Here is a 26,146-nt window from a genome sequence, read left to right on the forward strand (position 1 = left end):
TTATGGACGAGATCGCTGACCAGCAGCCCCCGACCGAGCCCGGCTCTCCCGCCGGTGCGCCCGCAGCCGTGACGATCGGCCTGGCCACCGCCTCGTCGGCGTATGCTGCAGGCCAGTTGGCACGCGCGCTGCGCACCTCTGTCTCGCATGCCGAGCCGGCGACCCGCGACCGCGCCCTCGGCCGTATCCAGAAGTGGCGAGCAGTGCTCGCGGGCATGGCGGACGGCAGCCTTACCATCGGTGCGCGCACGCCGGTCGCCGGACTGCCCGCCTGGGTCACCCCCGAGGTCGTCCGCGGCGGATTCGCCACCGGAACGCCCGGCGCGGGCGGGCCCCTCGCCCCATACGAAGCAGATGCCGCCCGCCGTGCCGGCGTACCGGCCGACCGTGCGGCGCTCTTCGCGCACGCGCTGACGGAAGCGGGCCTTCAGGAGCTGTGGCAGCTCCTGGACACCGGTCGCTACGAGGTGTCCCTGTCCGAGGAAGCGGCACTGCTGACCGTTGCCTGGCTGGTACGGGCCGAGGACTTCGACGCGGCCGCAGCCTTGGTGAGGGAGCTTCAGCCGTTCGCCGACCGGCTGCGCTTCCTGCCCCGCCCGACCGACCGGCCCACCCCCGACGCGAGCGCGGTGCACCGCCGCAGCGTGGGCCAGGTCTCCCACGCGCTGCGGGCCCGCGGGCCCAAAACCGCCATCGAGGTGCAGCGCGAAGCCCTCGGCGTCTGGCGGCCCTTCGACGACGAACTCCTCGCTTACTGGCTGCAGCATGCCGAAGTGACCGCCCCGGCCCGGTCCGCAGCGGATCGATCCGGACCCGGGCGCGTGCCCGGCCCCCGTCCGGCCACTGCCCGCCCCGGCCCCGGCCACGCGCGCGGGCAGGCCGCCGCCCTGCTGGAGCGTTACCGCACCCTGGCCGCAGCCCACACGCTGTGCCGCAAGCACCGCGACCAGAAGTCCAACACGGGCATCATGCTGCGGGCCCTGGAGGAGGCCGCCGCCGGTCGCCCGCTCGCGCCCCGGCTCGCCGGGCTGCTGCGTCACGCGGTGACCTCGGTCGTCGCCAAGCGAGGTCTGCCCGGCTCGGACCGGCACTCCCGGCTGCGCGCCGAGCAGGCGCGCCAGGCGGCTCTGCCGGCACACCACGAGATCGCCACCGCCGTGGCGGACCGCCTCGCAGCTCTGGACCAGCGGGGCGGCACGCCCGACGTCGACGGACCGCTCGCACCGATCACGCAGACGGAGGCAGCCGAGACCGGCCTGCCCGCCGGAACCGTGGTCCCGCCGCGACTGCGGCACGTGGTCCGCACCGCGCTGAGCGCCCCGCCCGAGGAGCTCGTCGCGCGCGGCGTGGTGCCGTCCGCGGAGGTGCTTGCCGAGCTCGTTCCGCAGCTCGTGGCCAACGCCACCGCACAGCGCTACGCCGACCCCGCCCTGCGCACCCTCACCGCGGCCACGTACCGGGCCTTCCGCAACCGGCGTTCGCTGCTGCTGCTCGACCTGGCGCACCAGGTACAGGTGGACGAGCTGCCCTGGGTGCGCGCGGTCGCCGGCCACGGCAGCGACGCCGATACGCAGGCACGGGCGCGGGCAGCGGCAGAGGCCGCGCTGCGCCGCCTGGGAGACCTGGCCGTCGGCGCTTTCCCCGGAACGCTGCTGCCGAACCCGCTGGTGCGCGAGATGTCCCACCTGGCCCGCCAGGCCGACCTTTCCGCGCCGTTCACCGAAGAGCTCGCGGCCGACATCTTCATGGGGACCTTCAGCTCGAAGTTCCTGACCACCGCGCGCATCGCGGCCGACCTTCTGCAGGACAGCCTCTACACCCGCTACTACGGCATCGACTGCGCGGCGGTACGCAGCATGGCGGTGGTGCACGCCGCCGACAACCTCGGCCGGACGCATCCGGCCCGAACGGCACCCGCGTTCGACCGGCTGTGCGGCGAACGGGCCGGTACGGACACCGCCTACTCCTGGTCACCGGCCGGAAACGGCACGGTCATCGAGCAGGCGCAGATCCTGACCACCCACAACCTGGCCGTCCTGGTGCGGCACGCGGGCATCGCCCCCGAGGCAGGCTGGGAGGCCCTGGCCGAGGAGGCCTTCGCCGCGGTCTGCCGCCTCGTCGCCCGCGTCCACGGTCACCCACGCCCGCTCGGCACCATCAAGGACGCCGCGTACGGCTGGCGTCAGACGCTGTTCTTCCTCTCGCTGTGCCCGACCGCCCGGCAGACCGCGCTCGTCCAGCAGATGGCGGCCGAGGCCGCCCGGCAGCCGTGGCACACGGCGGCCCGCCTCGCCCCGGTGATCGCCGGACTGCGCCTGGTCGCGGGCGGCGGCACCTTCGACGCGGACGGCACCGCACTGGGCGGCCTCGCCCGCCGTTTCCAGGGCTGGACCACGACCGGCCACTGGATGCGCTCGGCCGCCCGCTGACCGGCCGCGATCGTGTGTGGGTGAGGCTGGGTGCACTGTTCCACGGGGCCATACCACCAGCGCGCCCCGAGCAGTCCTGCTGGCGTAACGACCTAAGACGTCATCTCAGTGGGTGGTTCTGGCTATCGGTGGAGGTGAGTCAGAGCGTCGTCTCTCACGGGGTAGGGGCGTTCATGCGGCAGGAGTTGCTGTGCGGCCTCCAGCTCTCCGTCTTGTACATGGGCGTGGATCATGCGGGCCGGTGCTGTGACATCGGTAATGGAGACGATCCATTCGTCGGCGTAGAGGTGGGCGGCTTCACCGGCGAGGCCGAGCTGGAGTGATCGGTGGGGAAGTGGCTGAAGATGCAGGTCGCGTTCCGGGTCCCATTGCACGCGGGCAGGAGCTCGCTTCAGCTGGCGTCTCCACGCGTTGCGGTCGGTGTGGAGTCCGCGTTCATAGTGCGAGAGGCAGGCGTGCCGCAGTGCCCACTCGAAGCCTTCCCTGGTGATCTCGACGGCAAGGACATGCTCCTGACCTTCCTTGGTGCCCCACCCGGAGCGGTACATCATCCACAGGAATGACGGCTTGATCCACGTCATCCGGTCCCGCTGCCACACTGCCGGGAAGCGACCGTCCCGGGCCGCCGCCAGACCGATCTCCGGCGAGTACGCCTGGTAGACGGTGACCGTGGAGTCCGTGTGAAGGGCTCGGATCTGATGCTTGGGTTCTGTCACGGGATCAGGGTGATCGCACCGCTTCACGTGCGCTATCGAATTACCGGGGCGGGAGGTCGCCGAGTCTGCGGGAGCAGATGAGGGTGCAGGCGATGCCGGCAAAGGCGAGGAAATGGGCCGCTTTGCGTTCTTAGCGTCGGTGGAGGCGTCGGCAGCGGGCGAGCGCAGGTCATGGTGCGTTCGAGTCCAGCTCGCCTTTGGAGCCGAGCTCGTCGAGGAGCAGGCGTTAGAGCTTGGCTTACACTCCCGCCTCCGTCCACTCAGAAAAGCGCTGGAGGGCCGTCGCTCCCGACGGCCTGAACGACGCGGCCGGCAACTGCTGCCACGTGCAGCCCGACGTGGCCACGAACACGATCGCGGCCGGCACCTCTCGGTCGCCATGCCGACGCCGGCCCCGGGCCCTGGGGCCACGTAGGAGCCTCCGGCACCACTCGCTGGAACACCCCTCCCACAACTCGTCCGGCACAAGGCGCTCGACGATCCCCACCACAGCCCGCAGCCCATCGAACCGGCCGAATGAGATCCCTCTATACCGGCTCCTCGTACACATCGATCTCGGCTGGCGCACGAGCAAGCACCCGCTCGAGGCACCTCTCCATGGCGGCGAACCACTCGTCGAGGTCCGCATCGGCGTCATGAAAGAACCAGGAATCGAAGCTCCCCAGAGCATCCAGTACAGGATCGCACTCGTAGCGAAGTTCGCAGTGAACCTGCACGTAGTGCTCGTGGTCACCCTCGTCGTCACTGATGTCGAACTGTCGCGTGAGGTCCATCGTGAACATCGGCCGCCCGCTGAAGGCGTACGTGCCGTACTGGAGGAGCAAGCCGTCCGAGTCCGGAGTGGGCGCGGTGGCAAAGCGTCGCCGCGCGAATCGCATGAAGGCCAGCCATGCAGCCCGCGTGGTCAACTTGCTCTTCGCCGATCGCTCGACCTTCAGCTCGGCACGGAGGACATCGAGGGCTTCCTCCATCCTCAGTCTGTCGTGCACGCCCGTTCCCCTCGGTCCCTGAATCAGCACCCTAACCTTGCAGGGTTGGATCAGATCCAGTCCTGACCAGTGAGGCAGCGGCCGCCCGAGACGCATCGCCCGGTCACTGCTGCACGGAACTGCACGGAACATGCGCTACGGCTTCTGGATGGGATGGCGTTTCGGTGCGCGAGGATCCGCAGCATCACGGTCATGGTGGTAGACCTCGGCTCGGCCGACGTCGGGCCCGGCACTCAGCCTCCCTCGCCCACGCCGCGAGATGCGGCTACGCCTGGAGCCGGTGATCCACAAACTCGACGCCCGCTACAGGGACCGGGTCGCAGGATCGGCCGGGGCATACCGGACGGCAGGTGGAGCGGGCCTCCTGGTGGAAGGGGGCCCAAACGCCCGTTCACGCCCACCCGGTGGCCTTCGTGTACGGGATTGGGCTCTGGCAGGACTTCTGTGGACCCGTGGCAGCGATTGCCGGCGACCAGATAAGGGCTCGTCCGCAGGGAACAGTTTCTCTACACTTGGTCAGCGCGGGAGTGCGCGCGTTTCCGCAGGTTGCGGTGCCGTGGCAGAGCGGTCCATTGCGATCGCCGTGGGCGAGGTCCCGCCCACGGCGACTGACGGAGACGGGGCGGATCTGCTCCCATCTGTCTCGCGGGTTCAAATCCCGTCGGCACCGCAGCCGACCAGGACGAAGTCCGGTGCATGGACCTGCCGCCACGCGCGTCAGATTCCGCAGAAGCTGTGCCAGAACCCGGGATTGCACAGCAGATGTTCGCGGGTTCGGGAGGCGCTGTGGTCGGTGACCGTTCCATGCTCTCGAACTCGCTTGCGCCCGGGTGCTGAACCTGCAACCTTCCCGACGTGACCGTAGTTCTTGGAGACAGGCAGAGATTTGCCGCCGAGGTCGGCGAGGAGGACCACGCGCTGCGGCGCGTGGATCTGTGGGTCGCCGGGGAGTGGCTGACCTGCGACGACAACATGGCTTTCGTCCAACAGTTCCGCCTTTCCGTTCTGGACACGCTTGCCCGGTTGCGCTCCGGCGCAGGCCTTGCGCTGCCCTTCGCCGACTTGTGTCCGAAGGCTGCACACCGGCGTCTCCTGCTGCGGGCGGGGGACGACCATGGGACCGAGGCGGAGTATGAGCTCCGCAGCCGGTACAGGGCCTTGGACTGGGGGCCCACAACCGACAATGCCACCGTGCACCTGTTCCGTGACGGTGGCCAGTTGATGATCACGCTGCAGTTCTGGCGTCCGGACCACCTGCTCAGGCAGCCCCAGCACGCCGGCGAGGTCTTCCTGGCTGACATCCCTGCCGCAGAGTTCGTCGGCATCCTCGAAGACCTGGTGGCCGTCCTCGGCGGCAACTCCTGAGACTTCGCGCAGCCCGACGGCAGTAGCCTCTGATGTGGCACGCAGGTACGGATGGTCCGGGGCCTACCTTGTGCACCGGCTCGCCTGGCGGTCCGTCCGATTCGGCATTCGCTCACGTGCCCCCACATCGATGAGCAACTGTCGTCCCTTCTCGGGTTCTGGCTCAACTTCTGTGGACCTGTCGCGGAGCGTGACTGGTGACGGCCCCGGTGGCGTGCGCCGGTGAGGATCGTGCAGGCTGGCCTCATGACCAGCCGCGTTGAGAATTACCTCGCCCATCTTGATCGACTTTCCGGAGGAAGGGAGCCCCGCTTCTTCCCCGTCGAGTCGACCAAGCAGGGGCTGCGGGGCGTGACGGAGATCGTTTACGGCAACCTGCCGGACGGTCTTCTCACGGCGCTCACCTACGGCTTGTCGCTGGCAGAGCATCCCGATTGGCAGCACGGCTCGCCGGAACTCTGCCTCAGCGTGAACTCGACCGACGTGATCTGGGCCCACGCCGTAGGCTTCCTCGCCGAGCAGCTCCGTGGAACCTGCCCCTTCAGCTACGGCAGCACGATCAACTTCGGTGAGCGCATCGTGCCCGAGTCGGAGATGACGGCATTCTGCGTGTTCGCGCCGCTGGTCCTCGACAGAGACGACTACCTGGGCATCGACGTCGGCATTCCGGGACACGAGGGCCACGACGTGATCAACATCCAAGGGGTGTACCCCATCCACGAGGTCGAGCGGCAGTTCATCAACGAGTACGGACTTGAAGCCTTCTGGAAGAGCGGCTGGGTGCCCACCGACGTGCTCCGACGCCCCGCGATCTGATCTGGGGAGGGCGGCTGGTGGACTGCATCGGGCGAGCAGGACTTGCTTGTGTCGGAGCGCGAAGCCGGCTCGGCCGAACATCTGACGCTTGAGCATCCTGCGCGGTCGGCGTCGATCACAGTGGAGAGCGCCTCCTCGCTCCCGCACGCGGTAGACGCGCGCCTGCCGGTTGCAGACGCTGCCCACCCCAAGCGGCCCCGTGTTGCAGTGTGGGCAGAGATCCGGCTGCCCGTCGCCGGCACGGACTCTGATGCGCCGGAGGTTGCCGCAGCCTCCGCAGCGTCGGGCGGGGCACGTAGCAGCTGTTGGAGGCCGGTCCGTCTTCGGTGTTGGCGTGGGCCGTCGCAGCTTTCGGCTCGGATGCACTTTCGCTTCGGCCTCGGAGTGCAGGACTGGCACAGTGCGTTGCCGTGCTCGCGTCGTCGGCTCTTTGGCAGCTTGCGCTGCCCGCAGCCAGCACGCTCCTCCAAGAAGAGGGAGGAGTCCCTGCTGCAGCAGAGCCTGCAGATCGGTCCCTGCTCGAGAGGCGGGCGATGAGGCTGTCCTGTCCGCCGGGGAGCACCGGCGTCGAGCGACTCGATCAGGTTGATGCGTCGGGCGAGCCAGTCGGGCAGGCGCCGCGCGGTGTCGGAAACTTCCTGATGCTCTGGACCCGCGTCGGAGACGACGACAACGACGGTCCCCACTGCATCTCGACCAGCGTTGCCGCGCGCTGAGCCCGAGCCGCGGTACGCGGCACCCGCGGGATGAGCGAACGTGGAACGCCCGGTCGGCGGACCCCGGCCGGGCGTTCGGCTGTGCGTGTGGACGTGACCGCGTCGGTCCTTCTTCCGCTCCTCCTGGCGAAGGAAGAGCACCGAGCCCTTCGTCACCGTCGTGACCGCAGGGAGTCTGAATCGCCAGATGTTCGGCCGAGCAGGCTTCGAACTCCTCCGTAAGGGCGTTCTGCTCCACTCCTGAACTTGGCGTTCAGCCTTCAGCGTCCGGCAGGGGTGAGTCATTTTCGGCGGCGATGGTGACCTGGGCGGTCCATGACCAAGGCTCCTGGGGCGGATCCCAGCTCACCTCCACCTCGGTGTCGTGGAAGTCGCGCGCGAGTTCCGTCACCATCACCGCCGCCGCAGCCCGCGCGTCTTGCGGATCGGTGTCGATCGGCACGTCCAGCCGGCCGCAGAGATTTCCGTTTTCAGTGAGGACACTGGTGCCCCACCCCTCCGGCGCCGCAAACAGGAAGATCCCCTTCGGAATGCCCCAGGCGGGCCGGTTTTTCTTCTCCTTCTTGCGTCTCACCATGCCGTCTATCCAACATCGTCGAGCTCACGGTGGTGAGTCTGGGTGGAGGATCAACCGCCGCAGCACGAGTGTGTGTCGGCCTTGAGCGGCAAGCCGAACCTTCAGGACGGATCGGCGATGAGCCCGAAGCCCTCCGGGAACTCCTCCAGGAACTCACGGCGAGCGGGGTTGGTCTCGGCAGCTGCCATCGTCCCGAGCAGGGCGATCATCTCCTGCTGCTGATCAATCGGCAGCGTGCTGACCACGTGGGCGACACCCTCCATGACCTTGACCGCGTCTTCCTGATCCATCTGCTCGTCCTCGCTGCCCTCGATGAACCAAAGGACATCGACCAGAGCCTCGGTCAAGGCACGAGTCAGGGACGGGTACGAAGACGTCACGACGGTCTCCCAGCAGAACAACGGCAGAGTCCGGCCATCCCATCACACACCGCTGACATCACGATCCGTGAGCCTCCACGGAAGGTGGACCAGAACCCGTTCTCGTGTACAGAGTCGGCGTCGGCCGAGGTGTGACGCTGGGGGCCCGCGAGGGAATCGGAGCGAGCACGCATGCGCGGGGCGGACAGCGGTGCTGGGGTGCTGTGTCTGCCCTGGGCGGGGCGTCTATGCGGCGGGGGTGAGTTCTGCTTGGCCGAACAGCAGGGCCCAGCCGGTGGGGAGTTGGTGGAGGATGCGGGTGGTCAGGTCGGGGCCGGTGTGAGCTGTGATGGCGGCGAAGACGGAGCCGGTGTCCCAGCGAGTGGTGGCCAGGGAGGCGCCGGAGCGGGCGGCGAGGTCTTTGACGAAGGCCCATCCGGTCAGCGGCTGGGTGTCGGGGATGTGCGTGGTCAGCAGGCGTGCGGCTTCCAGGGGCAGGCAGCGTGCCAGGTCGACGCGTTCGTCACCGGTCAGCTGGCGGCCGAGGCCGGCGAGTACCAGGCGGACGGCTTCGTCGGCGCGCTCGCGGGTGGGGTAGGCGCCTTCGTAGCGGACCTTTTCCAGCATCTGCTCGTACGCCGTCGAGTACGGCTGCTGGTCCTCGAGCAGGACGCGCGCGTCGGTGATCACTGCGGTGCATGCCTTTCAGGGGTACGGGGGTGCGGGGCGCGGCACCCCCGGGTCTTGGTCAGGTGAGCTGCGGGCGGCCGAAGAGCAGGTCGTAGCCGGCGGGGAGCTGGAGCAGGACCTGTTCCGTCAGGTACTCGCCTGCCGTGTCGGCGACGGTGGACAGCACGGCGCTGGCGTCCCAGGTCGCGGTCTGCTCGGTGGCACCCTCGATCCATGCGGCGGTCGCGCGGACGAACCGCTCCGGGGGCAGCGGTTCGGCGCTCTGCAGCGGGTTGAGCAGGATCAGGGCGAAGCTCTCCGGCAGGCGTGCCGCGAGGTGGGCGCGGACTTCGCCGACCAGGTGTGCGCCGAGCAGGGCGAGCACCACGCGGGCCGCACGCTCGGCTTCCTCCGCGGTGTCGTATTCGCCGCGCTCCCTCACACGGTCGAGAAACGCTTCGGGTCGCAGGGCCATCGGCCACCACCCCATGCTGTCGTCGGGCTGGCAACGGGGGTGCGGAGGGCGGGGGAGGGGGAGGTAAGGTTCCCGTCCTCCGCACCGGTTCCGGCTGAGTCAGCCGGAGATCTCCCTGCGTCCGGATCCGACGCCGACGGAGACCTTGCGGGGCTTGGCGCGCTCGGCGATCGGGATGCGCAGGGTGAGAACGCCTGCGTCGTAGTCGGCCTGGATGCGCTCGGTGTCCAGGGTGTCGGCGAGCACGATCTGGCGTGAGAAGACGCCCAGCGGCCGCTCGGACAGCTCGATCTTCACGTCGTCGGCCTTGGCCACCGGCCGCCGCTCGGCCTTGACGGTCAGCATGTTCCGCTCGACGTCGATGGCGAGCGCGTCGGCGGTGACGCCGGGGATGTCGAAGGCCACCACGTACTCGTCGCCTTCGCGGTAGGCGTCCATCGGCATCACCGACGGCTTCGACCATGTTCCCGGGCCCATCAGCTGCTGCGCCATCCGGTCCAGCTCACGGAAGGGGTCAGTGCGCATCAACATCGTGAAAACACCTCCAGCAGGTTCGAGCAGTTGCTGCCAATGCGCTGCACTGACACTGTTGTAGCATTGTCATCCAATGGATGACAAACATGATGTCATCGAATCGATGACATCTTGAGGGAGGTGCCATGACCGCAGCCGACCAGCCGTCCACGAAAAGTACCGACGCCCACAGCCCGGCGTCCTTCCTCGCCGCCGCGGCAGCCCTGGCCGCCATAGACGACGCGCTGCGCGATGCCCAACACGAGACCGCCGACGCGGCGGGGCCCGGCGCCGAGCAGGCACTGGCCTCTCTGATGCTGCTGCGGCAGGTACGTGAGCGGCTCGCCGGCTGGGAGACCGGTCTGATCGAAACCGCCCGCGACGCGGGCGCCAGCTGGGCCGACCTCGCCGCTCCCCTCGGGGTCGCGAGCCGCCAAGCCGCCGAACGCCGCTATCTGCGCGGCCGCCCCGGCGCCGGCACCACCGGCGAGCAGCGCGTGACGGCCACCCGCCAGGCCAGGGCCGCCGAACGTGCAACCGCCACCTGGGCCCGTGCCAACGCCGCCGATCTGCGCCGCCTCGCCGGACAGATCACCGCCCTCGCTCACCTCGGCCCCGACGCGCGCTCGGCCCAGGCCGCCCTGCACGCCGCTCTCGGCGCCGCCGATGCCGCCGAACTCATCACAGCCCTGGCCGGCATGCGCCCCCACCTCGACGCCCGCCACACCGACCTGGCCGCATCCTTGGACGCCCTGGAGGACAGGCGCACGACGACAGCCGCTGACGACGACTGACTCCCCCCGTGCAGAGCCACATCATGTGAGTGCGGTCCCGCCTGCCCCGCACTGCGCAGACGGCGGGCAACGGTGTGGGGTGGGCGCGGTCTTGGTGCTCTTCTTCGGTTCGGGTTGGCGGCGGGCGGGGGCCGCGTTGGCGCCGGTGTTCCCGTCGGTCCGGTGCGGCGCAGCGTGGACATTAATTCGAACACATGCTCTATTGAAAGGTATGAGGCACGCTCCGTTCCCCGACGACCTCGTGGCCGCCCAGCGATCCTGGGTCCACACCTACGAGGCCCTCGCCCAGCCCGGCACCCCCGGCACGACGGTGCTGCGCCGCCGCCTCGTGCAGCTGTCGGCCGACGTGTACTTCCACCCGTACTGGGCGCACCCGAGCCCGTCCGCGGGGCGCGCGGACCTCCTCGACGTGGTCCGCGGGGAAGCCCGCAGGGGAGTGGGTGCGGCATGAGCGCTGCGCAGACGTCGGTCATCTGGCATGTCCGGTGCCGTCCGGATACCTCCGCTGAGGACCACCGGCGCGTCCTGGAGCTGCTGACCGGCTTCACGCCGCTGGTGCAGCCGCTGCCACCGCTGGCTGCTCTCGCGCAGGTCAAGGGCTCGCTGCGGTTCTTCGGCGTGAACGCCGGCGAGCTCGCGACGCGTTTTCGCGTGCAGGCCCTCGTCCAGACCGGCATCGACACGCACATTGGTGTCGCCGACACCTGGTCGACCGCGGCTACCGCCTCCGTGCACGTCGGCCCTGCCGGCGTCCGGTATCTCCCCGACCACCGCGCGGTGCAAGACTTCCTCGGCCCGCTCCCGATCCGCGCCCTACACGGCATCGGCCCCGCCCAGGCCTCCCAGCTGCAGAACTACGGTCTGCACACGATCGCGGCGCTCGCCGCGATGGACGAGACCGTCGTCTGCCGGATCCTCGGCGGCAAGGCCGGACGCATCCTGCGCAACCGGGCCCGCGCTCTTTAGCCACTTTCGGGTGTTGTAGCGCGACAAGGTCCCTTTCGGGTCTCTACGTTGCCGGACATGCCCTTTCTCCTTGCTGCTTCCAACGTTCCTGTGTCGCGGGGCTGTTGGGAGGTCTTCTGGTGCGATCCCAGCCGAGATGTGTCCTGGTACCTCGATGACCCGCTCCTTGCCGGTCTGCCCTCGCTGGCGGAGTGGGCGCGGCAACACGGGACGAGGGATCGGCAGCCGGTGGTGCTGCATTCGTCGGGCCGGGTGATCGTGGAGGTGAATGCGTTCTTCGCTTCGCTTCGGATGCGGAACCGGGCCGCTGGTACAAACGAGAAGTACGCGCGCGGGCTGGTGACCTGGCTGAACTTTTTGGACGCGATCAGCCGGGTCTGGCACGAGGCGCGGGCAGAGGACATCGAGGCGCTGAAGTTCTGGCGGATGACGGACGAGGCGAATCCGTGGCGGGTCGCGGGATCAACCGTGGTGGACAATCTGGTCGCCGTCAACGCCTTCTATGAGTGGGCGCTGGCGCGGTACGGGGTGGCCAATCCGGTGGAGCGCCGCCAACTGCGCGGCAGAAGCCGAACTGGGCGGCCCGTAGAGGGCTTCGCAGCGGGCCCCGGTGTGATGAGGCGCAAGGACGTCAAGTGGCTCGACCCGGCCGGGTACCGGCGCTGGCGGGACGTCGGGCTGCGGGGCCTGGACATCTCGGGCCGGGAAATCGGCGGGTGGCGGGGGCGGAACGGACAGCGGGACTCCGCGTTCGCAGACGGCCTGTACGGTTCGGGGCTGCGGCTGTCGGAGGGCGGCAGTCTGCTGCTGGTGGAGCTGCCGGCCGACACTGGCCGGGGCTATACGTCGGCCCGGCTTGCGGACGCGTGCGCGAAGAACCACCGGGGCCGCAGGTACTGGATGCCCCGGCGGGTGGTGGTGGACTGGTGGTCGTACGCGGAGGGCGAGCGGGCGGCGGCCGTACGCCGGGCCCAGGCCGCGGGTCGGTACACGCGGACTGCGGACCGGCTGGTGGTGGAGCGGGTCGCAGGCGGGCGCCGACTGTGCCTCCGCGATGCCGCCGGACGCCGGCGGACTGTGCCGCTGGACGTGCTGGGGCCGCGGGAGCGGCGTCGTCTGTTCGTCGAGACGCCTGCGGGGCTGGCGCCAGCGGCCTTGTGGCTGAACGAGGACGGGCTGCCGCGTCAACCACGGGCCTGGGAGCACACCTTCGCCCGGGCGAACGAGCGGGTGGCGGCCGCAGGGCTGGTGGGGCTGTCGGCGACTCCTCACATGCTGCGGCACTCCATGGCGCTGCGCTGGTACGCGGTGGGCAAGCTGCTGTACGAGCGGCGCTACGCCCACCTGGACCAGGCCGAGACGCGGGACTTCCGGGCGCAGTTCGGTGACACCTGGTTCCTCGTGCAGACGCTGCTGGGGCACGCGGACGTGGCCACCACGATGGACGTCTACCTGGAGCCGTTTCGGGACCTGGAGGTGGAGCTGCTGATCGAGCACGCCCACGGCGCCGCGATGGAGTCCCTGCTGGAGTCGATGTTCACCGAGCATCCCCAGGTGATGACCGACCCGGTAGCGACGGGGGGCGGGCTGTGAGCGGCCGTAGGGCAGCCCTCCCGGCGCCGGCTACCGACCGCCGCAGCGGCTGTTCATGGATGCGGGCGAGTGCCGGGTGCGGGTCTACAGCGAGCGGGATGGCGGCTGGACAGACTTCGACCTCACGGAGCTGCCTGTGGACCGCCCGCTGCAGGAGTGGTTCGCCGCCGCGTTGGCGGCGGCGAGCGGCCCGGCTGGCGTGCGCGCACGCCCCAGTCGGCGAGCGACTACGGTCGCGTTCTGCGCCGGTTCTGCGCCTACCTGGTCTCGCTCTCCAAGCCTCCGCGCACGCCTGCCCAGCTGGCGGCGGTGCATCTGGATGGATTCGTACTCAAGCACCGCGGCTGGCCGTCCTTGCCCGGTGTTCTGAGTTCGCTACGTTCGCTGCTCCGGCACGCCCCGCCAGCCGGTGCCGAGGGGTTCCTCTCACATCTGTCCCAGGTCCACGTCCCCCGAGCCCGCAGCACCGTACAGAGCTACCGGAAGGAGGAGTTCGAAGAGATCACCCGGCAGGCGCGCCGGCAAGTGCGGGCGATGGCCGGACGGCTTGAGGCCGGCCGACGGCAGCTGGCCGACTGGAGGGCAGGCCGGATCAGCCGGGAGGAGGACCGGTACGGCTGGGAGGAGGGGTGGCTGCTGGACCACGTGGAGCGGACCGGGGACTTTCCGCGCCGACCTCACTCCGCAACTCGGACCCCGATCACCATGGTCCGCCGACACGGCGGGGCGGGCCGACTGCTGGCACAGCTGTATCTGACGCGGGCGGACGTGGCCGCGGCCGCGGCCCTGATGGTGTGCCTGACCGGGGAGAACCTCAGCGCGGTCGCCTCGTCCACCAGCGTGCATCACCGGCCAGACGGGCAGGCGGGCGGGCCGGCAAGCGCGATGGTGGACTGGCTCAAGCCGCGCCGCGGCCCGGCACACGCGCACCGCACGGTGACCTTGCAGCAGAGCGGGGCCAGCGGCGGCCGGTGGGACCTGCACTCGCCTTTCGGCCTCTACACGCTCCTGCACGACCTGGGCTCGGCCACCCGGGCCCGGACCGGCAGCAACGCCCTGTTCGTGTACTTCGCCGGCACCGGCCCGCACGGGGCGGGGTTCCGTACCGGGATCTCACAGGGGACTCTGCACGTCTGGTCCAAGGACATGGCGATCCGCGCCCCGGGCAGCGGGCCGGACACGGCGATCCTGTTGGTCGATTCCCGCCGGCTGCGGCTGACGTGGCTGGAGCTCAACCAGCGGCCGGTCGCGCACAGCGAGCGCACCCTCGCCAACGACTACCTGGCCCGCAACCGAGGCGATCTGGCGTCCTACCAGAGGGTGGTCGCCGACGTCCTGCAGCAGCAGGTCGCCAAGGCCCGCGCACTTCCCCTGATGACGGTGATGAGCGAAGCCGACCTCGCCGAAGCCCAACAGAGGCCCGGTCAGCTCGCGGCTCGCTTCGGGCTGACGGCCGACTCGCTCGCCGAGGTGCTTACCGGACGGCAAGACACCGTCCTGGCCGCCTGCACCTCCTTCCACGCAAGCCCGCACGCGCCGCCCGGACGCGCATGTCCGGCCTCGTTCTTGCTGTGCCTGTCGTGCCCCTGTGCCCGCGCCACCCCTCAGCACCTGCCGCTGCTGGCCCTCACTCTGGAGAAGATCATCGCCCGGCGTCTGGCGATGTCGCCCTCGGTGTGGGCGAGCCGCTACGGCATCCCCGCGAGCCAGCTGACCGACCTACTCGCCCAGTTTCCTGCCCACAGCGTCGCGGCTGCCAGGGCCGGCTGCGGTGAGCGCGAGCACGATTTGGTCGACCGTCTGCTGAACAGGAGCCTGGATCAGTGACCTTCCCCCACGCCACGGGCCCGGCCGGGGCCACCGGTTCGCGGCCAGCGTCTGGCGAGCTCGTCCTGCGCGACCGCCCGCTACGGCCGGGCACCGACACGACTGTCCTGTCCCGGTTCGGCGAAGACCGCTGGGACCTCACTCCGGGGCTGTTCGAGGCCCATGCCAAGGCTCTGTCTCTGGACTTCACCACCGTGCCTGCGACCTACCGGGACACCGTCAAGCACACGGTGTGGCTGTGGCTCAACCCGCCGACCGACATCCCGGCCCACTACCGCATTAAGACGGCTCGGCTCGCCGTCCGCACCGTCGCCGCCTGCTTCCGACCCCTGCGTGCGCTGACGTTGTGGCTGGACGCACGGGGACATGCCCGTCTCGCCGACGTCACCGAGAGAGACATGGATGACTTCGCCGCACACGTCCGCGGCACCGATCTCACCCACTCCGAGGGCGAAGACCTGCTGGCGGCGGTGATCCGCCTGTGGAGCATCCGCGACCACCTGCCCGACACGGACCGGCTGCCGGCCGCCCAGCCATGGCGCGGTGAGCTCCTCTCCGACGTTCTGGGCACCCGTCGCACCCCGGCCGGAGAAAACCGCACGCCGCGCATCCACCCGGCCACCATGACCGCACTGCTGCACTGGGCCCTGACCTTCACGGAGGTCCTATCCGACGACATCACTGCCGCGTTCGCGGAGTACAAAGCCCTGTCCGTCCGCACACCCTCGGGCAGGGCGGCGGGCATCGCACCCGTGCCGGCCCCACGGCGCCCCGGCGAGCGGAGCCGTGAACTACTTGGTCTGCTCGACGAGTACCGGCAGCGCAGCATGCCGCTGCCCGGCCGCCGCATGCCCGACGGTGCCCTGCGGCCCAACTACTCCCACCTCGCCCGGCGTATCGACGTCATCTCCCTCATCCAGAGCCCTCACCTGATGCGCCTGGTGGACGACTGCGACCTGCCTCTTGCCGACGGATCCCCGCTCTTCGCCCCAGTGACCGCCCGCCTCAACGGCGAACTGTGGCGACCGGATCCGATCACCTATGAGGATGCGCTGCTGCTGGCCCGAGCACTGAGCACCGCCTGCTTCATCGTCATCGCCTACCTCTCCGGGATGCGTCCGGGCGAAGTCCTCAACCTGCGCCGCGGCTGCACTGACTGCGACCCCGTGACCGGCATGGTGCTCGTTCACGCGACCGAGTGGAAAGGCGTCCGCGACGATGCCGGTCACCACCGGCCGGAAGGACAGCTGCGGCCCGATCCATGGGTCGTTGTGGAACCCGTCGCCCGGGCAGTCTCCGTGCTCGAAGCCCTCCACGACGCCGACCTGCTCTTTCCGACAACCCTCAACGTCGACGGTCGGGCCACCGCCGCCTGTGTCTACGGGCGGGCGGGCAAGGCACGCAGCGACACCATGGCCAACGCCGACCTCAACGCCTTTATCACCTGGGTGAACACCTACTGCCAGGCCCATGGCGGTAGCAACATGATCCCGCCTGACCCACAGCGGCCCGCGATCAGCACCGGCAGGCTGCGCCGCACCCTGGCCTGGTTCCTCGTGCGCAAGCCACGCGGCCTGGTCGCCGCCGCCATCCAGTACGGCCACGTCCGTGTCCAGATGACGCTCGGCTACTCCGGCACCTACGCCTCCGGCTTCCCCGACGAGCTCGTCTTCGAGGAGTGGCTCGCCCACCTCGACCAGCTCGCCGAAGCCCGCGAGCATCTCGCCACAGGCGAGCACGTGAGCGGACCGGCCGCCGACCGCTACCGCGAGCGCGTTACCGCCGCCGACCGCTACCGCGAGCGCGTTACCGCCGCCGCCCGCTTCGCTGGCCGGGTCCTGCACACCCGGCGCGACGCCGCCACGCTCTTGGCCAACCCTGACCTCATGATCTACGCCGGCAGCGGCATGACCTGCGTCCTCGACCCCGCCCGGGCCGCCTGCCTCCTCGCCGCCGACGAGAACAGCCCCCGCCGCACGCCCGACCTCGACGACTGCCGTCCCACCTGCGTCAACATTGCCCGCACCGATCGCGACATCAACACCATCCGCGCCCGAGCGGCCAGACTGCGAGCGATCGTCGACGACCCCGCCGCACCCCCCATCCGCCACCAGCGCGAACGCCGCGAACTCGAGCGCCTCACCCGCATCCTCACCGACCACGACGAGTCGAAAGAACCATGACCACCAACCGAGAAGCCGAGCGCCACGCCATCCAAGCCGCCGCCGAGCGTCTCCTGGGCGGCAACCCCATCCGCTCCACCGGCGCGCTCACCGTCCTCCAACTCGCTGCCGAAGCAGGCGTCAAACGCTGGGTTCTCACCCACAAGCACACCGACCTCAAGGACGATTTCCTCGCCCGCCGCACAGCGGCCAACGGCATTCCGCCCGCCTTCCAGCACCTCCAGTCCCGGGCGGATGAAACCGAAGAACGAAACCGCCGCCTCATCGAGGAGAACCGGCAGCTCAAAGAAAAAGCCCAGGTCTACGCTCAGGTGATCGGCGAACTCCACACAGAGCGCGAACGTATCCTCGCTCACGTCCAAACCGCTTTGCCCGCGGTCGTCCCCCTCACCGCTAACAGCACGTTCGACAGGTAGACCTGTAGCTGCGGCATGAGTCAGTTCGGCGCTCGGCCGGGACGAATAGGCGCCTCGGCCGAGCCAGGCACATTTGAGGGGCGCCTGCCCGGGTAGCGGCCGGGACAGGCTGTTGGTTCAACGGGTGTCAGGCCGGTGCTCGGTGATCCAGCGGGCGGCGAGGAGTCCGGAGGCGGCGGTGAGGGCTGCGGCGGCGATGACGGTGGCGTTCAGGCCGAGGGCGTCGGCGAGGATGCCTGCGACGAGGGCGCCCGCGGCGTAGCCGATGTCGCGCCAGAACCGGTAGGTGCCCAGGGCGTTGGCCCGCCAGGCGGGGTGGGCGTGGTCGGAGATGGACGCGATGAGGGCCGGGTAGACCATGGCGGTGCCCAGGCCGAGGAAAACCGCGGACAGGATGCCCGCGAGCAGGGGCCGGTCGAGCAAGGCGAGGGCGAGGACGAATCCGACGGCTTGGACGAGCATGCCGTAGACGATCAGGGGCTTGCGGCCGATGCGGTCGGCTAGGTGTCCTGTGGGGATCTGCCCCAGTCCCCACAGGATCGGGTAGAGCCCCTTGATCAGGCCGACGGCAGCGAGGCCGAGGCCGTGGTCGGTGAACAGCAGGGGAAAGACGCCCCAGGTGAGGCCGTCGTTGAGGTTGTTGATCAGCCCGGCCTGGCTGGCGCCACGCAGCGAGCGGTTGTGCCAGGAGGTGCGGGTGAACGTGGCTTTTAGGCCGGTGTCCTCATCCGAGGGCAACGGCTTGGTGTGGTTGGCCAGCTCCAAGGCGACGTGGGCGGCGGTGTCGCGGACGACGAGGGCCAAGGCGAGGCCGGCGACGACGAAGACGACGCCGATGAGCTCTGGCACGGGGCGCAGGCCGTAAGAGGTGGCGAGGTAGCCGGTGAGCAGTGCGGTGACGCCGACTGCGGTGTAGCCGGCGGCCTCGTTCAGGCCGGTGGCCAGGCCGCGGCGGGAGGGGCCGACGAGGTCAATCTTCATGTTGACCGTCATGGACCAGGTCAGGCCCTGGTTCAGGCCGAGCAGGACGTTCGCCGCGACGATCCAGCCCCAGGACGGCGCGTAGGCGAGAGCGAAGGGGACGGGGATGCCGATCAGCCAGCCGGCCACCAGCAGCTGCTTGCGGCGGAAGCGGGCGGTGAGCGCCCCGGCGGCCAGGTTGGTCAGAGCCTTGGTGATGCCGAAGGCGATGATGAAGGAGAAGACCGCCAGGTCGCTGGTCAGGCCGAAGGTCTCGGAGCCGATGAGCGGGACTGTGGTGCGCTCGAGGCCGACCAGGCCGCCGACGCAGACGTTGACGATGACGAGCAGCGTGAACTGGAGCCGGTTCTCGCGCAGTCCGAGCTGTACGGGTCGTCCGCCGGTGTCGGCCGAGGTGGTGGTCGTGGGGGTCGGGTTCACGGGCGGATGTCCTCCGTGCCCTGGACGAGCTTGTGGCCGTGGGCGGTGGCGTAGTCGGCCGGTCCGCCGTCGAGGACGGCGACATCGCGGTGGCCGGCGCGCTCCAGGAGGCTGGCGGCGGTCATGGCGCGCTCGCCGTGCCCGCAGGCCACGACCGCACCCTCTGGGGCGTCGGAGGCGACGCTGGGCAGGCCGCCGAGTTCGATGTTGACCGCGCCGGGAACATGTCCGGCGGCGAATTCTGACTCCTGCCGCACGTCCACATACGGGCGGCTGTCCGTCTGGTCGGCGGTGACGAAGGCCGTGGAGGCCAGCGGGTGACCGGCGACGGTCCAGGCGGGGATGCCGCCGTCGAGGTGGCCGGCGAGCCGCTCGTATCCGATTTTGTATGACTGCCAGACGATCTCGCTCAGGTCCTGACCGTCGGCGGTGACGAAGACGAGCGGTGCGGTGTCGGGCAGGAGCCAGCCGAGCCACGTGGCGAACTGGTCGCGCAGCGGGATCGACAGCGAGCCGGGGATATGGCCGGCGGCGTATTCGGCGGCCGGTCGGACGTCGACGACGTGCCCGCCGTCGGCTATCAGGGTGCGGACCTGCTGAGCTGTCAGGGCGGGCAGCAGCGGCTCCGCGGTCAGCACGGCAGGCCCGCGGCGGTTGATCTCGCCGAGGCGGTCGAAGTACGCGGGGTAGGTGCCCAGGCTTGCGCGGAGCTGGGAGACGAAGGCGTCCTCGTCGCATGCGGCCAGCAGCGGGTTGGCCTGCTTCTGCGCGCCGATGGTGGTGGTGCGCTCGGTTCCGGGCGGGGCGGAGCAGAAGGATCCGGCGCCGTGGGTGGGCCACACCGCGGTCTCGTCCGGCAGTTTGGTCAGGCGCTTGATGGATCGGTACTGGGCGCGGGCGAGTTCCTCGGTGCGGCCGGCGCCGAGGAGGTCGGTGCGGGCGGCGGAGTTCACGATCAGCGAGCCGCCGGTGAACACGCCCAGCTCCCGGTTGCCGTCCAGAAGCAGGAAGGACAGGTGCTCGTCGGTGTGCCCGGGGGTGGCCAGGGCGCGCAGGGTGAGCCCGCCCAGGTCGACCTCGTCGCCGTCGGCGAGAGCGTGGTGGGGGAAAGTGCGGCGGCCGGCGGCGGAGGCGAGCACGGTGGCGCCGGTGTCGTGGCCGAGCTGGCCGGCGCCGGAGAGGAAGTCAGCGTGCAGGTGGGTGTCCGCGGCGAAGGCGATGTGCAGGCCGCGCCGCGCGGCGGCTGCGTGCAGGGCGCGCAGGTCGCGGCTGGCGTCGACGGCCAGGGCGCGGCCGTCGCCGAGGTCGAGAAGGTAAGCGCTGTTGCCCAGCCCTTCGTCGACGAGCGGGATGAGGTGATCGTCCGCGAAGCCCACGGCGTCCTCCAGGATCTTGAAACGGGGGGTGTGTGGTCACGCCCCACAGACTCGACTACAATAATCCATGGATTTATGGAGGATGTCATGCCGGAGAACACGAAGAGCGCGACGAAGGCGCGGCTGTACGACGCGTTCGCGGCCAGCGGCAAGGCGCTGGCCAGCGGAAAGCGCCTGGAGCTGCTGGATCTGCTGGCCCAGGGCGAGCGCACGGTCGACGCGCTGGCGAAGGCGGCCGGGCTGAACCTGACCACCGCCTCGGCGCACCTGCAGACCCTCAAGCAGGCCGGATTCGTCGCCACCCGCCGCGAAGGCGTGCGCATCCACTACCGGCTCGACGGCGACGACGTCGCCCAGCTCTTCGCGCTGCTGCGCAGGGTCGCCGACCGCCACCAGGCCGCCGTGCCCGCAGCGCGGGACGCCTACCTCGGGGACGACGGTGGGGCGGAACTGTCCCGTGAGGAACTACGGACGCGGGTGGAGGCCGGTGACGTGGTCGTGCTCGACGTCCGGCCGGTCGAGGAGTACCAGGCCGGGCACATCCCCGGCGCGATCTCCATCCCGGTCGACGAGCTCGCCGAGAGGCTCCACGAGCTTCCCGAGGACACGGAGATCGTCGTCTACTGCCGCGGCGAATACTGCGTCCTGGCCTACGACGCCGTCCGGCTGCTGACCAACCGGGGACGCCGGGCGATCCGCCTCAACGACGGCATGCTCGAGTGGCGCCTGTCGGAACTGCCCGTCGACGCCTCGGACCTGACGTGACCGCCCCGGGCGGCGACCTGCCGCCGCACCCGGGACTGGGCGGCGGGCCGGTCTACCTGGACTACAACGCCACCACTCCGGTCGACCCGCGCGTAGCCGAGGCGATGGCCCCGTACCTGACCGACTTCTTCGGCAACCCCTCCAGCAGCCACCCCTACGCCGAGACGCCCCGCCGCGCTCTGGCCCAGGCCCGCGCCCACGTCGCCGGCCTGATCGGCGCCCAGCCCGGTGAGATCGTGTTCACCGCCTCCGGATCCGAGGCGGACCTCCTCGCGCTGCGCGGCGTCGTCCTGGCCTCCGGCCATTCCCGCCCGCACGTGGTCACGCAGGCCACCGAACACCCGGCCGTCCTGGAGACCTGCCGCGCACTTGAGCAGCTGCACGGTGCCCGCGTGACGGTCCTTCCCGTCGACCGGGACGGGCTCGTCGACCCGACAGCACTGGCCGCCGCGTTCACCGAGGACACGGTGCTGGTGTCGGTGATGGCCGCGAACAACGAGAGCGGCGCCCTCCAGCCGATCACGGAACTCGCCGCCCTCGCCCACGAACACGGCGCGCTCTTCCACTGCGACGCCGCCCAAGCGGTCGGGAAGATCCCGCTCGACGTGAAGGCCCTGGGCGTGGACCTGCTCACGGTCGTGGGGCACAAGATGTATGCGCCGAAGGGCGCCGCCGCCCTGTATGTACGCGACGGCGTGGAGCTGGAACCGGTCGTCTACGGCGGCGACCAGGAGCACGGACTGCGCGCCGGCACGGAGAACGTCGCCCTCGCCGTCGCACTCGGCACCGCCGCACAGATCGCGGCCGCCGAACTCGCCAGCGACAGCCCGGCCCGAATCGCGGCCCTGCGCGACGACCTCCACCAACGGCTCGTGGCCGCCCTTCCCGCCCGCGTGCACCTCAACGGTCCGCAGACGAACCGCCTGCCGAACACCCTGAACGTCAGCGTGGAGGGCGTCCTCGGGCACGAGCTCCTGCTCGCCGTCGGCGAGATCGCGGCCTCGACCGGCTCGGCCTGCCACAGCGGCACTCACGCACCCTCCCCCGTACTGACCGCCATGGGCCTCGATACGGCCCGCGCCCTCGGGGCGCTACGGCTGTCCCTGGGCCGCTGGAGCAAGGCCGACGACGTCGAGATGGCGGCAGCGGCCCTCATCCGGGCGATCGGCAAACAGTGACCTACGGCCGATGAACCCCACGAACCCCGAGACCGCCACGCCCGGCATCACCGTCGACGGCACCGGCCTGCTCTGCGTCACCCTCCTCCTCCGCCTCCGCAAGGAGATCGACGACGCAGAGCCGGGCACCGTCGTCCACGTCATCGCCACCGACCCGGCCGCACCGCTGGACCTTCCCGCCTGGTGCCACATGACCGGCCACCACTACCTCGGCCATGTCCCCTGCGACGAACGGCCGGTGTATGCCCTTCAACTGGCCGCCAACGCGCTGTCCACCCGGGCCGACGCGCCATGGCACCGATCGACCCCGTAGACGCTGCACCGGTGTGCTCACTCGCCCTCGTCTGCTCGGCCGCAGTCGCGTCGCGCAGCGGGCGCAAGCCGCTGGTATCGGGGTAGCGGGGACACGTTTGCCTCCCCGGCATTCCTCGTGGTCGCCGAACCGCCTGCGCGTACGTGCCAGGTGTTGTCAATACAACAACCACCAACGAGGGACAGAACCCGCGGCATCGACCCCCGCGCCGTCGCCGTCCAGCGGATGCCTGAATCGACCAGCACGTCGTTCGCGTTCGAGCGGGACATGCTGGACCCGGTCATCGTCCGCGCGGCCCTGCTTGACCTCGCGGTCACGCTCGGGGACCGGATCCGCGGCCGCGACCAGATCGCCCGCGGCCTCACCCTCGAGGTCCGCCTCGCCGGCGGCGGCACCACCCAACGCACCTGCCGCCTCCCTGCGCCCTCCGCCCACACCGACGACCTCCGTACCGCAGCGATGCGACTCCTGGACGCGATGGCGTTCCAGCGCGCGAGGATCCGCCGGATCACGCTCATCGCTGAAGACCTCGGCCCGGCCGACGGCGGCCCCGGAACCCAGCTCTCGCTCGACCGCGCCCGCGAGAAGCGCCTGCGCCTGGAGCCGGTGATCGACCAGCTCAACGCCCGCTACGGACACCGGGTCGCAGGACCCGCCGGGGCGTACCGGAAGGCAAGCTGAGCGGCCGCTGAGGTGAAGCCGCACGCGACCGCGACAGCGCTGCGCGACTATCAGCACTCCGGCGTCCGGATCGTGTTCTCCGCGACCGCCCTCGGCAGCATCCTCATCGTCACGTACGTCGAGGTCGACTAACCAGCACCTCATCTCGGAAGGGTGCTCGACCGCGGCGATGCTTCGCTCTGCGGGTCACGGGGCCGTAGGCCGCTGGGAGGGCGACACTGAAGCCGCTGTGGTGTGCCCTTGTCAAGCGAGCCGCAAGTCGATCCAAGGGATGGTGTCGCCGGGTAGCAGGTATCGCTCGGTCTCGACGAAGCCGTGCTTGAGCGCGAACCGCAGTCCGTCCTCGTTGGAGGACAGGATGACAGTCTCGATCACCTCGGCCCCCAGCTGGCGAGCCCGGTTGAGCCCGCGCTCGTAGAGTTCCTCGCCGAACCCCCGCCTGCGGTGAGCGGCGAGCACGCGGGCGATGACTGTGGCTGCCGGTGTTTCGTCAGTCGGCGGGCGTACCGTGCTGCATCCCACCAGATCGTCATCGAGGTACGCGATCGCGAGGTGATTGCGCTGAGCCCGTTCCCGTACCTCGTCCAGAGAGAGGGGGTGAGTAGGAATGATCACGTTGTGGACGTGCTGCCAGTCCTTGAGCGCGGCGTCGCCGTCCGGCTGCTGGATACGAAGATCAGACATTGCAGCAGGACACCCCAGGACACCTCGGACGTCAACTCTGTTGCTGCTGCCATGCCTTCAGAACTCAAGCGCCACGCCGACGTCCTGCTCCCTGCCGACCGGGCCGCGTAAGAGGTCCTAACAGAAGCCGTTTCCTCCGGCGGTTTGAATGGTCGGTGGTGGGCGCGTAGAGCGGGATCGTCCAGCGCATCGTTGTCTGGCCCGTGGTGCCACGCTGAAGCCACCTCGAGCACCTGACGATCACCCGGAAGACACCGTCACCGCCCTCGCCGACGGGGTCCCCGCCCAGACGGCCTCGCCGGACCTGCCCGAGGACCCGGACTACCTCCGCATCCTCGCCGTGTTCAACGAGGCCGCCAGCCCGCTGAGGGTCCGTGACATCTGCGAAGCCGTCGACCACGAATTGCTGCCGAAGAACGTCGAAGGCACCCGCGCCAAGCTGAAACGCCTGGTCAAGCTCGACATCTTGACCGAGGTCGACACCGGCAACTTCACCAGGAAGCAGTAGCCGACCGAAACCCTGCGACCAGCAGTCCTGCCCCGTCCTCACCCGGAAACGGACATGGGGTGTAGCGCTTCTGGGATCAGCCTGGATCGGACAGAAGATCCTCGACAGCGGCGGCGAACTGGGCCGGAGCATCGTGGTGCACGACATGACCGGCAGGCAGCTCGGCGAGACGGGCCTTGCCAGCGCGACGGGTGATCATTTCGCTGGCATGGGCGGCCGCCAGCTCATCGCTGCGTGTTCCACGGATCAGCAGGGTGGGGCAGGCCACCGCCATCCAGTCCTGCCAGTGGTCACCATTGAGTGCCTTCTGGGACGCCACCGTGTGCTCGATGTCGAACGAGAATCCCCAGCCGCCCTCCGACCGACGGAAGGAACACTCCAGATAGGGAGCCGTCGAGCCCAGCGCGGCCACCAGATCCTTGCGCGACGGCGCATGGCGGGGCAGGCGCAGGGTGAATGACCAGTCACTGTTCACCACCGCGCCGATGTCCTCGACGATCAGCTCACGGACCCGATCTGGCTGCCGGGCAGCGTACTGGTATGCGTTCACTCCGCCCAGCGAGTGGCCCAGCACCGCCACCGGCCCGATGCCCAGATGCCGATGGAAGGCAGCGACATCAGCGACGTAGTCGTCCCGCTCGTAACACTGAGCACGATCCGACTCGCCGTGCCCGCGTTGATCGAGCGCGATCACCCTCCACCGCGGCGCCAACGCCTCAGCCAAAGGCGCGAACGCCGACGCCTCGTTGTAGTGCCCATGCAGGGCCAAGAGCGGAGTGCCCGGACCACCGAAGTCCAGATACGACAGTTTCCGTCCGCCGACCACGAAGAACTCACGCATGACGTGGATGCTATGCGGCAACGCTGACACCCGATGGCCGAGCAGCAGCCGACTGGCTCTGTACGCGAGAACGGACAGCACTTCGACAGCGGTTTGGGAGGCGCTAGGGGGCTGGTGTCGGGCCGGAATGTTCGCGAGTTTCGACAGCACCCCGGAGCCCCGGAGCGGCTGAGTCCTGCACGGTCAGCGAAGGATCTGGACTGCGTAGAGCGCGCCGATTCCGGTGGCGAGGGTGCCGAGCAGAAGCCGGAGGGCCGTATCGGGCAGGTGCGGCTGGAGGCGTGCGCCGAGGTAGCCGCCGAGGAGGCCGCCGGCGCCGCAGGACAGGCCCAGCAGCCAGTCGGGCGCGACGTCGCCGGTGGCGGCGAGGGAGAGCAGCGCGTAGGTGGCCGCGCCGACGACGGAGGTCACGAAGGTGGAGGCCAGGGCGGCGGGTGCGACGGTGGCGACCGGTGCGCCGTGGCCGACGAGGATCGGGCCGAGCAGCGAACCGCCCCCGATTCCGTAGATGCCGCCGACCACGCCGACGGCCAGGGCCAGCGCCGTCGTTGCGCGGGGCGAAGGCTGATGGCGGGTGCGGGGTGGTGCCGGGCGTACGGTCCGCAGCCACAGCCACAGCCCGAGCGGCAGGAGCAGCGCCGCTATGAGGAGGCGGAAGATGCGCGGGCCGGGAACGGCATAGACCCGGATCACGGCGCCGATGACGACGCCGGGAACGGTGCCCGCGATCAAGAGCCGGGTCAGCGGTCCGCCCAGCTGTCCGGCCCGCCAGTAGCGCAGGAGCGCGCCGGGGCCGGCCACGACGTTGTAGAGCAGGTTCGTGGGTGTCACGGCCGGGCTGGGCACTCCCAGCACACTGACCTGGACGGGCAGCAGGAAGACCGCTCCGGAGACGCCCACGGGCGCGGTGATGACGGATATCAGGAGCCCGGCGGCGAACCCGAGCAACCCCATCGACCACTCCACGACGTTCCCCTCGGCACTCTTCAACCGGCA

General features: G+C 69.9%; 28 protein-coding genes and 1 tRNA gene. 16 read left to right on the forward strand and 13 right to left on the reverse strand.

Features of this window, described 5'->3' with window-relative positions; all coding sequences use genetic code 11:
- Positions 1–2 precede the first annotated feature (2 nt).
- On the forward strand, positions 3–2,429 hold the full coding sequence (locus tag ACZ3IJ_RS04610; protein WP_467466205.1) for a hypothetical protein: 2,427 nt from the start codon (positions 3–5) through the stop codon (positions 2,427–2,429).
- 122 nt (positions 2,430–2,551) lie between these two features.
- Here ACZ3IJ_RS04610 and ACZ3IJ_RS04615 read toward each other — a convergent pair whose 3' ends face one another.
- The 3 genes from ACZ3IJ_RS04615 to ACZ3IJ_RS04625 all read right to left on the reverse strand — a co-directional run bounded on the left by ACZ3IJ_RS04615 (position 2,552) and on the right by ACZ3IJ_RS04625 (position 4,134).
- The gene (locus ACZ3IJ_RS04615; protein WP_467466206.1) at positions 2,552–3,145 is read right to left on the reverse strand and encodes a DUF4291 domain-containing protein; all 594 of its coding nucleotides are present in this window, start codon (positions 3,143–3,145) and stop codon (positions 2,552–2,554) included.
- A 238-nt stretch (positions 3,146–3,383) separates the two neighbouring features.
- A complete protein-coding gene (locus tag ACZ3IJ_RS04620) occupies positions 3,384–3,782 on the reverse strand; it encodes a transposase (RefSeq protein WP_467466207.1) in 399 nt (132 codons plus the stop codon).
- A complete protein-coding gene (locus tag ACZ3IJ_RS04625; RefSeq protein WP_467466208.1) occupies positions 3,673–4,134 on the reverse strand; it encodes a hypothetical protein in 462 nt (153 codons plus the stop codon). The genes ACZ3IJ_RS04620 and ACZ3IJ_RS04625 overlap by 110 nt, the downstream gene beginning before the upstream one ends.
- 550 nt (positions 4,135–4,684) lie before the next feature.
- On the opposite strand from ACZ3IJ_RS04625, the gene ACZ3IJ_RS04630 reads away from it, so the two are divergent.
- The 3 genes from ACZ3IJ_RS04630 to ACZ3IJ_RS04640 all read left to right on the forward strand — a co-directional run bounded on the left by ACZ3IJ_RS04630 (position 4,685) and on the right by ACZ3IJ_RS04640 (position 6,315).
- Positions 4,685–4,804 (forward strand) — tRNA-Arg (locus tag ACZ3IJ_RS04630).
- Positions 4,805–4,989: 185 nt separating this feature from the next.
- Positions 4,990–5,499 (forward strand): hypothetical protein, encoded by a 510-nt coding sequence (locus ACZ3IJ_RS04635; protein WP_467466209.1) that lies wholly within the window; start codon positions 4,990–4,992, stop codon positions 5,497–5,499.
- A gap of 246 nt (positions 5,500–5,745) precedes the next feature.
- A complete protein-coding gene (locus ACZ3IJ_RS04640) occupies positions 5,746–6,315 on the forward strand; it encodes a suppressor of fused domain protein (protein ID WP_467466210.1) in 570 nt (189 codons plus the stop codon).
- A 969-nt stretch (positions 6,316–7,284) separates the two neighbouring features.
- Here the strand turns inward: ACZ3IJ_RS04640 and ACZ3IJ_RS04645 are convergent.
- The 5 genes from ACZ3IJ_RS04645 to ACZ3IJ_RS04665 all read right to left on the reverse strand — a co-directional run bounded on the left by ACZ3IJ_RS04645 (position 7,285) and on the right by ACZ3IJ_RS04665 (position 9,642).
- Positions 7,285–7,608, reverse strand: coding sequence for a hypothetical protein (locus tag ACZ3IJ_RS04645; RefSeq protein ID WP_467466211.1), 324 nt, complete (start codon positions 7,606–7,608; stop codon positions 7,285–7,287).
- Between the two features lie 101 nt (positions 7,609–7,709).
- Positions 7,710–7,955: a hypothetical protein gene (locus ACZ3IJ_RS04650; RefSeq protein ID WP_467466212.1), complete on the reverse strand. Its 246-nt coding sequence runs from the start codon at positions 7,953–7,955 to the stop codon at positions 7,710–7,712.
- Between the two features lie 258 nt (positions 7,956–8,213).
- A complete protein-coding gene (locus tag ACZ3IJ_RS04655; RefSeq protein WP_467466213.1) occupies positions 8,214–8,657 on the reverse strand; it encodes a DUF2267 domain-containing protein in 444 nt (147 codons plus the stop codon).
- A gap of 58 nt (positions 8,658–8,715) precedes the next feature.
- Positions 8,716–9,111, reverse strand: coding sequence for a DUF2267 domain-containing protein (locus tag ACZ3IJ_RS04660; protein WP_467466214.1), 396 nt, complete (start codon positions 9,109–9,111; stop codon positions 8,716–8,718).
- A 99-nt stretch (positions 9,112–9,210) separates the two neighbouring features.
- Positions 9,211–9,642 (reverse strand): Hsp20/alpha crystallin family protein, encoded by a 432-nt coding sequence (locus ACZ3IJ_RS04665; RefSeq protein ID WP_467466215.1) that lies wholly within the window; start codon positions 9,640–9,642, stop codon positions 9,211–9,213.
- 128 nt (positions 9,643–9,770) lie between these two features.
- Here ACZ3IJ_RS04665 and ACZ3IJ_RS04670 point away from each other — a divergent pair, with 128 nt between their 5' ends.
- The 7 genes from ACZ3IJ_RS04670 (at position 9,771) to ACZ3IJ_RS04700 (ending at position 17,403) form a co-directional block, all read left to right on the forward strand.
- Complete coding sequence (locus tag ACZ3IJ_RS04670) at positions 9,771–10,418, forward strand: type III effector protein (RefSeq protein WP_467466216.1); 648 nt, start codon at positions 9,771–9,773, stop codon at positions 10,416–10,418.
- A 211-nt stretch (positions 10,419–10,629) separates the two neighbouring features.
- Positions 10,630–10,869, forward strand: a complete 240-nt coding sequence (locus tag ACZ3IJ_RS04675) for a hypothetical protein (RefSeq protein ID WP_467466217.1) — start codon at positions 10,630–10,632, stop codon at positions 10,867–10,869.
- Positions 10,866–11,384 (forward strand): hypothetical protein, encoded by a 519-nt coding sequence (locus ACZ3IJ_RS04680; RefSeq protein WP_467466218.1) that lies wholly within the window; start codon positions 10,866–10,868, stop codon positions 11,382–11,384. The genes ACZ3IJ_RS04675 and ACZ3IJ_RS04680 overlap by 4 nt, the downstream gene beginning before the upstream one ends.
- A gap of 228 nt (positions 11,385–11,612) precedes the next feature.
- Positions 11,613–12,977: a site-specific integrase gene (locus ACZ3IJ_RS04685; protein WP_467466220.1), complete on the forward strand. Its 1,365-nt coding sequence runs from the start codon at positions 11,613–11,615 to the stop codon at positions 12,975–12,977.
- A gap of 156 nt (positions 12,978–13,133) precedes the next feature.
- Positions 13,134–14,804 (forward strand): hypothetical protein, encoded by a 1,671-nt coding sequence (locus ACZ3IJ_RS04690; protein WP_467466221.1) that lies wholly within the window; start codon positions 13,134–13,136, stop codon positions 14,802–14,804.
- The gene (locus ACZ3IJ_RS04695) at positions 14,801–16,987 is read left to right on the forward strand and encodes a hypothetical protein (protein ID WP_467466222.1); all 2,187 of its coding nucleotides are present in this window, start codon (positions 14,801–14,803) and stop codon (positions 16,985–16,987) included. Before ACZ3IJ_RS04690 ends, ACZ3IJ_RS04695 begins: the two co-directional genes overlap by 4 nt.
- Positions 16,984–17,403 carry a hypothetical protein gene (locus ACZ3IJ_RS04700; RefSeq protein WP_467466223.1) on the forward strand — a complete coding sequence of 140 codons (420 nt, stop codon included), beginning with the start codon at positions 16,984–16,986 and terminating at the stop codon, positions 17,401–17,403. Before ACZ3IJ_RS04695 ends, ACZ3IJ_RS04700 begins: the two co-directional genes overlap by 4 nt.
- 117 nt (positions 17,404–17,520) lie before the next feature.
- Here ACZ3IJ_RS04700 and ACZ3IJ_RS04705 read toward each other — a convergent pair whose 3' ends face one another.
- The gene (locus ACZ3IJ_RS04705; RefSeq protein WP_467466224.1) at positions 17,521–18,804 is read right to left on the reverse strand and encodes an MFS transporter; all 1,284 of its coding nucleotides are present in this window, start codon (positions 18,802–18,804) and stop codon (positions 17,521–17,523) included.
- On the reverse strand, positions 18,801–20,180 hold the full coding sequence (locus ACZ3IJ_RS04710; protein ID WP_467466225.1) for an MBL fold metallo-hydrolase: 1,380 nt from the start codon (positions 20,178–20,180) through the stop codon (positions 18,801–18,803). The genes ACZ3IJ_RS04705 and ACZ3IJ_RS04710 overlap by 4 nt, the downstream gene beginning before the upstream one ends.
- Before the next feature lie 87 nt (positions 20,181–20,267).
- Between ACZ3IJ_RS04710 and ACZ3IJ_RS04715 the strand changes: the two genes are divergently transcribed.
- The 4 genes from ACZ3IJ_RS04715 (at position 20,268) to ACZ3IJ_RS04730 (ending at position 23,117) form a co-directional block, all read left to right on the forward strand.
- Positions 20,268–20,945, forward strand: coding sequence for an ArsR/SmtB family transcription factor (locus ACZ3IJ_RS04715; protein ID WP_467466226.1), 678 nt, complete (start codon positions 20,268–20,270; stop codon positions 20,943–20,945).
- A complete protein-coding gene (locus tag ACZ3IJ_RS04720; RefSeq protein WP_467466227.1) occupies positions 20,942–22,123 on the forward strand; it encodes a cysteine desulfurase family protein in 1,182 nt (393 codons plus the stop codon). Before ACZ3IJ_RS04715 ends, ACZ3IJ_RS04720 begins: the two co-directional genes overlap by 4 nt.
- Before the next feature lie 10 nt (positions 22,124–22,133).
- The gene (locus ACZ3IJ_RS04725; RefSeq protein WP_467466228.1) at positions 22,134–22,436 is read left to right on the forward strand and encodes a sulfurtransferase TusA family protein; all 303 of its coding nucleotides are present in this window, start codon (positions 22,134–22,136) and stop codon (positions 22,434–22,436) included.
- A gap of 225 nt (positions 22,437–22,661) precedes the next feature.
- Positions 22,662–23,117, forward strand: coding sequence for a DinB/UmuC family translesion DNA polymerase (locus ACZ3IJ_RS04730; RefSeq protein WP_467466229.1), 456 nt, complete (start codon positions 22,662–22,664; stop codon positions 23,115–23,117).
- A gap of 243 nt (positions 23,118–23,360) precedes the next feature.
- On the opposite strand, the gene ACZ3IJ_RS04735 is transcribed toward ACZ3IJ_RS04730, so the two are convergent.
- Entirely contained in the window at positions 23,361–23,801 is a 441-nt protein-coding gene (locus ACZ3IJ_RS04735) for a GNAT family N-acetyltransferase (RefSeq protein ID WP_467466230.1), read from the reverse strand.
- A gap of 148 nt (positions 23,802–23,949) precedes the next feature.
- On the opposite strand from ACZ3IJ_RS04735, the gene ACZ3IJ_RS04740 reads away from it, so the two are divergent.
- On the forward strand, positions 23,950–24,309 hold the full coding sequence (locus ACZ3IJ_RS04740) for a hypothetical protein (RefSeq protein ID WP_467466231.1): 360 nt from the start codon (positions 23,950–23,952) through the stop codon (positions 24,307–24,309).
- Between the two features lie 76 nt (positions 24,310–24,385).
- Here the strand turns inward: ACZ3IJ_RS04740 and ACZ3IJ_RS04745 are convergent, their stop codons facing one another.
- Together ACZ3IJ_RS04745 and ACZ3IJ_RS04750 are read right to left on the reverse strand one after the other, a co-directional pair.
- A complete protein-coding gene (locus ACZ3IJ_RS04745) occupies positions 24,386–25,150 on the reverse strand; it encodes an alpha/beta fold hydrolase (protein ID WP_467466232.1) in 765 nt (254 codons plus the stop codon).
- A gap of 183 nt (positions 25,151–25,333) precedes the next feature.
- Positions 25,334–26,116, reverse strand: coding sequence for a TSUP family transporter (locus ACZ3IJ_RS04750; protein ID WP_467466275.1), 783 nt, complete (start codon positions 26,114–26,116; stop codon positions 25,334–25,336).
- Positions 26,117–26,146 lie beyond the last annotated feature (30 nt).

The sequence above is a fragment of the Streptomyces sp. NPDC013317 genome, assembly GCF_055563155.1.

Excerpts from the sequence above, each read along its gene's own strand:
- ACZ3IJ_RS04675 (WP_467466217.1), top strand. The coding sequence starts at position 10,630 with ATGAGGCACGCTCCGTTCCCCGACGACCTCGTGGCCGCCCAGCGATCC.
- ACZ3IJ_RS04645 (WP_467466211.1), bottom strand. The coding sequence starts at position 7,608 with ATGGTGAGACGCAAGAAGGAGAAGAAAAACCGGCCCGCCTGGGGCATT.
- ACZ3IJ_RS04715 (WP_467466226.1), top strand. The coding sequence starts at position 20,268 with ATGCCGGAGAACACGAAGAGCGCGACGAAGGCGCGGCTGTACGACGCG.
- ACZ3IJ_RS04640 (WP_467466210.1), top strand. The coding sequence starts at position 5,746 with ATGACCAGCCGCGTTGAGAATTACCTCGCCCATCTTGATCGACTTTCC.
- ACZ3IJ_RS04740 (WP_467466231.1), top strand. The coding sequence starts at position 23,950 with ATGGTCGGTGGTGGGCGCGTAGAGCGGGATCGTCCAGCGCATCGTTGT.
- ACZ3IJ_RS04745 (WP_467466232.1), bottom strand. The coding sequence starts at position 25,150 with ATGCGTGAGTTCTTCGTGGTCGGCGGACGGAAACTGTCGTATCTGGAC.
- ACZ3IJ_RS04660 (WP_467466214.1), bottom strand. The coding sequence starts at position 9,111 with ATGGCCCTGCGACCCGAAGCGTTTCTCGACCGTGTGAGGGAGCGCGGC.
- ACZ3IJ_RS04735 (WP_467466230.1), bottom strand. The coding sequence starts at position 23,801 with ATGTCTGATCTTCGTATCCAGCAGCCGGACGGCGACGCCGCGCTCAAG.
- ACZ3IJ_RS04725 (WP_467466228.1), top strand. The coding sequence starts at position 22,134 with ATGAACCCCACGAACCCCGAGACCGCCACGCCCGGCATCACCGTCGAC.
- ACZ3IJ_RS04670 (WP_467466216.1), top strand. The coding sequence starts at position 9,771 with ATGACCGCAGCCGACCAGCCGTCCACGAAAAGTACCGACGCCCACAGC.
- ACZ3IJ_RS04680 (WP_467466218.1), top strand. The coding sequence starts at position 10,866 with ATGAGCGCTGCGCAGACGTCGGTCATCTGGCATGTCCGGTGCCGTCCG.
- ACZ3IJ_RS04730 (WP_467466229.1), top strand. The coding sequence starts at position 22,662 with ATGCCTGAATCGACCAGCACGTCGTTCGCGTTCGAGCGGGACATGCTG.
- ACZ3IJ_RS04620 (WP_467466207.1), bottom strand. The coding sequence starts at position 3,782 with ATGACGCCGATGCGGACCTCGACGAGTGGTTCGCCGCCATGGAGAGGT.
- ACZ3IJ_RS04610 (WP_467466205.1), top strand. The coding sequence starts at position 3 with ATGGACGAGATCGCTGACCAGCAGCCCCCGACCGAGCCCGGCTCTCCC.
- ACZ3IJ_RS04665 (WP_467466215.1), bottom strand. The coding sequence starts at position 9,642 with ATGTTGATGCGCACTGACCCCTTCCGTGAGCTGGACCGGATGGCGCAG.
- ACZ3IJ_RS04700 (WP_467466223.1), top strand. The coding sequence starts at position 16,984 with ATGACCACCAACCGAGAAGCCGAGCGCCACGCCATCCAAGCCGCCGCC.